Genomic DNA, 4,967 nt, shown 5'->3' on the forward strand with positions numbered 1-4,967 from the left:
GTATAATTTTATGTACATAAATAAAAGGAGATTAGAATTATGGGGAAACTAAGTAAAAACGATATTATTCAGACTATTCCGCAAAAAGGTTTTTTCGGTCATCCTAAGGGTCTATTTACTTTATTCTTTACAGAGTTTTGGGAAAGGTTCTCTTACTATGGCATGAGGGCTATATTACTTTACTATATGTATTATACGATTTCAAAAGGCGGACTAGGAATGGATCATGCAACTGCTGCATCGATTATGGCCATTTATGGTTCTCTAGTCTACATGTCAGGTATTATTGGTGGTTGGGTTGCCGATCGTCTATTAGGTTCAAGCAAAACAGTCTTTTGGGGTGGAGTTTTAATTATGATAGGCCACCTTATTTTAGCATTACCTGGTACTATTAGTACTTTATTTATCTCAATGGTATTTTTAATACTTGGAACAGGTTTATTAAAACCCAATGTATCTAGTGTAGTTGGTGAGTTATATAGTGAAACAGATACACGTCGGGATTCAGGATTTAGTATTTTCTATATGGGAATTAACTTAGGTGCATTTTTATCACCTTTTATTGTTGGTACATTAGGACAAAAATATAATTTCCATCTAGGTTTTGGTATTGCTGCAATTGGTATGTTACTAGGATTAATCATTTTTGTTGTTACAAAAAAGAAGAACCTTGGATTAGCAGGAGAACAAGTGCCAAATCCTTTAACAAAGGACGAAAGAAAGAAAGTATTGAAACAGTTTAGTATTGGTATCGTAGCTATATTACTATTTTGTCTTGCAACAATACCAACAGGTATTTTAACTATAAATCTATTCACTTTAATAGTAAGTATATTAGGTGTTGTTATACCAACTTGTTACTTTATTTTTATGTACCGTAGTCCAAAAACTACAGAAGTTGAAAAATCTCGTTTAATTGCGTATATACCATTATTTATTGCTGCTACAATGTTCTGGGCTATTCAAGAACAAGGCGCTATAATTTTAGCGACTTATGCTGATCAACGTACTCAACTAAAATTAGCAGGATTTGAACTTCAATCTTCATGGTTCCAATCGTTAAATCCTATTTATATCATTTTATTAGCACCAGTTTTTGCATGGTTGTGGGTTAAGCTTAATACACGTCAACCTAGTACAGCTAATAAATTTGCTATAGGTTTATTATTTGCTGGTTTATCATTTTTAGTTATGATTATTCCTGCATATATCCATGGTACAGAATCACTTGTAAGTCCTATATGGCTAGCAATTAGCTTCCTTTTAGTAGTAATCGGGGAACTTTGTTTATCACCTGTAGGTTTATCAATTACAACTAAATTAGCACCAGCTGCTTTCTCAGCTCAAACAATGAGTCTGTGGTTCTTAACTAGTGCAGCTGCACAAGCTATAAATGCTCAACTAGTTCGATTATATAATCCTGAAACAGAAATTATTTATTTTGGTGCAATTGGTGGTCTTTCAATCATTTTAAGTGTTATTTTATATTTTATGGCTCCAAAGATTCAGGTACTAATGAAAGGGATAAAATAAAAAAACTGTGCCAAAAACTTGTCAAAATGCAAGTTTTTGTGCACAGTTTTTTAACTAATCCAGTAACAAACGAGAATCCTAAAACCACACCAGGATAAGAATGTATAAAAAATGAATAGATTCATAGAAAAAGGCGGATTCTTTGTGAGAAGAGAGATCCGCCTTTTTTCTTGTACTTTTCATTTTTAAAACCTTACTTCCAAGAACAATAATTATGTAAATAAGTTGTCCATATGGACAGCTTATTATATGTTTTTGCTTAGCGTAATTTTTTCAAAATGCTGGCGGTACCCCATCGCTATCAACCTAAGAAATCAATCACCCCCAAAACGAAAAAAACGAGTTGAATTCACATAAATAAATGTAGAAAAGTAAAAATTCCGTTTAGGGGGTACTCCAAGACCTTAGCATGATGGGCATGTATAGTGCCCCCTAATAAATCACCATGTTCCGCCTCCAATCATTATCAGCACTAAATTCTGATTTTTAACTACTCTTTTTTATCCGTAATTCTATATTTTGATATTTTGTTCCAAATCCTAAAGCAATAGCAGCTCCAATACTACTTGAGAGACAGCCAGCAAATAAATATACAGATAAATCTGATTCGCCAATTATCACAGAAGCTATTCCTCCAATTGCAGGAAAAAGTGCTACCATATAACCACTTTTTGCCCCCCCAATTCTATCTACAAGTTTCAAATAGAATAACCATGCTGCAAAAGAAGCAATTAGGGTTAAGTATAGTAAAGCAGATAAGTATGAAATAGATGTTGGAAAGACTAGCTTTTCTCCTTGAAGTAATACAATCGCTCCTATCAATACACTTCCTGCTGTAAAGCCAATTGAATTTGCATATATGGGATTAACCTTATGTTTTGAATTTCTTGCAGAGCTAGCATCTCCTATCGCTGTAAGAATAGTACCTAGAATTGCCATCATAATTCCTTTTACATCATCAAATCCTTTAAAACTGTTTATATTAGGATAGATAAGAATACATACGCCTAGCACTCCTAGAATTCCTCCAATTAAAACACGAGAATGTAGCTTCTCTTTCAAAAAAATTCGAAGGGCAATTGGAGTTAAAATAACTTTCAATGAAAAAATCAAAGTTACGATAGCGGCAGAACTCATTATAGTAGCATAATAGAGGCATAGGTAACTCAATGCAAAATTGCAAATGCCAAATAAAACGACAAATGGAATATCTTTTCTATTAGGTTTTCCATTAGGTTTAATAAACCATATGAGAACTAAAAATAAGATTGCCGTTAGAACTAAACGGTATAATAACGAGAGTTCTAGACTAACTGGTGTACCTTGAATCTTAACTACAATAAAATTAAGTCCCCAAACAATTAAACAAAATAAATACATAATTTTAACCAACTTATCATCATTCCTCTTAAAAAATATTGTATGAATTTCTATACTTAATACTAATCCTTACTGTCATTTGTAAAAGGTACAGTTTATAATAATTTAAAATGACAGTTGGGGTGTATTAAGTGAAAGAACTCATTTTTAATATAGATCAGAGTGGTAATGTTCCAATGTATCAGCAAATATATGTTTATATACGGATGCAAATATTATCAGGAAAAATTACCTATGATACAAAACTACCTTCTATTCGACAATTAGCAGAACTTTTAAATGTAAGTAGAAATACTACACAAGTGGCTTATGAACAACTTCTAGCAGAAGGTTATATACGAAGTGAAAATAAAAAGGGCTATTTTGTACAGGCAAATGTGTCGAATCAAGTACTTACATATGAACCTACTGTAATAACTCCTAGAGGAAGACAAAAAGATATAAGAAAAACTATTGATTTTAAAATTGGTACGGTGGACAGGGAGAACTTTCCTATTGCAAAGTGGAGAAGCCTAACAAATAAAGTCTTAATGGATCCTATCATGTATTCCTACGGGGAAAAACAAGGGGACATGTTGTTAAGGACAGCTATATCAGATTATCTGTTTCAATCAAGAGGTGTAAGTGCTGTTAATAAGCAAATACTGATTGGTAGCAGTACACAACATTTGTTATTGATTTTGACCCTTCTTTTAAAAAAAGAATTTCATAAGATAGCTGTAGAAGACCCTGGTTACAATGGAGCAAGGGAACTTTTTTCCTTACAGTCATTCTCCGTGGAACCTATATCTGTTATTGAAAATGGCCTTGACGTTAATCAATTGTGTACAACAGACACAAGATTGGTATACGTTACACCGACTCATCATTTTCCATATGGCTTAACAATGCCTGTTAGTGAAAGGTTACAACTCATTAATTGGGCTGAACAGGTTAATGGATATATTATTGAGGATGATTACGATAGTGAATTTCGTTATATTCATCAACCTGTCCCCTCTTTACATAGTATAGATTCTAATGATAGAACTGTGTATTTGAGCACATTTTCTAAAGCATTATTACCCTCAATCCGTGTAAGTTACATGGTATTACCTAAACGATTACTGCCTACGTATGAGAAAATTGGGCCTTTACTAGAACAAACTGCTTCTTCTGTTCATCAAAGGACGCTAGCCCACTTTATATCAGAGGGATATTGGTATACACATTTAAGGAAAATGAAAACTCTTTATAAACGTAAAATAAAAGTATTATGCGAAGAGATAAATAAGCATTTTAAAAACAATATAAAAATCAAGGGTTACTATTCTGGTATTTATGTAGTTATTGAGGTCAAAACTCAAATGAGCGAGAAAGATTTGATAAATAAAGCATTTAGCAATGGTGTTACTGTTTATCCATGCTCTCAATATTTTGTTAAAAAATCACCTAAATATCCGCATATTCAATTAGGCTTAGGAAACTTAAGTGAACATGAGATTACTGAAGGTATCTGTAAATTAGCAAATATATGGCTTGAAAAAAGTTAAAGTTAAATGAAGTAAACGATCCTGTTACTGGAGGTATATTTAGAGATTATGGTTAAGAAGCAAGCACATTGTTTCAAAAACTAGATAATCAAAAAATATTTTTTGAAAAAGAGATTTTTTGAAGAATCTTCTCAAATTAATGTTGAGTTTATATTAGGGGTACCATATATGCCCATCAACTTAAGATTTTGAAGTACCCCATCGCTATCCAGCTAATAAAAAGAAATCTCCTCAAAAAGAAAAAATACGTTATCCTTTTCTATGATTCTACAGAAAGAATAGCGTATTTTTTCTTTTTATGGATACATTTTTTAGCTCAATAGCGATGTGATGGTACTTCAAATATAATTATTTTATTTGAAGGTCTCTTTTAAATTTGTTTCAAATCTTTTCATAGGTTGGTATACAAGAACGTGTAGTGATAAACCTATCACTGCAGTAATGTTTAAAATAATACTTATAATCATTAAAGACCATTCTATAACTGGAGAAAAGTATCCATTCGTACTTAATGTAGAAGAA

The 4,967-nt window shown here is 32.1% G+C and carries 3 protein-coding genes; 2 read left to right on the forward strand and 1 reads right to left on the reverse strand.

Annotated features, from left to right (window positions below; translation table 11 throughout):
- The first annotated feature begins 39 nt into the window (after nucleotides 1–39).
- Nucleotides 40–1,533, forward strand: coding sequence for a peptide MFS transporter (locus tag ACQGS6_RS22785; protein ID WP_426965645.1), 1,494 nt, complete (start codon nucleotides 40–42; stop codon nucleotides 1,531–1,533).
- 486 nt (nucleotides 1,534–2,019) lie between these two features.
- On the opposite strand, the gene ACQGS6_RS22790 is transcribed toward ACQGS6_RS22785, so the two are convergent.
- Nucleotides 2,020–2,913 (reverse strand): DMT family transporter, encoded by an 894-nt coding sequence (locus tag ACQGS6_RS22790; RefSeq protein WP_426965647.1) that lies wholly within the window; start codon nucleotides 2,911–2,913, stop codon nucleotides 2,020–2,022.
- 131 nt (nucleotides 2,914–3,044) lie between these two features.
- Between ACQGS6_RS22790 and ACQGS6_RS22795 the strand changes: the two genes are divergently transcribed.
- Nucleotides 3,045–4,445 (forward strand): PLP-dependent aminotransferase family protein, encoded by a 1,401-nt coding sequence (locus tag ACQGS6_RS22795; protein ID WP_426965646.1) that lies wholly within the window; start codon nucleotides 3,045–3,047, stop codon nucleotides 4,443–4,445.
- Nucleotides 4,446–4,967 lie beyond the last annotated feature (522 nt).

The sequence above is a fragment of the Bacillus sp. GMs2/2 genome (genome assembly GCF_050172095.1).
In the GTDB taxonomy this organism is placed as follows: Bacteria; Bacillota; Bacilli; order Bacillales; family Bacillaceae_G; genus Bacillus_A; species Bacillus_A cereus.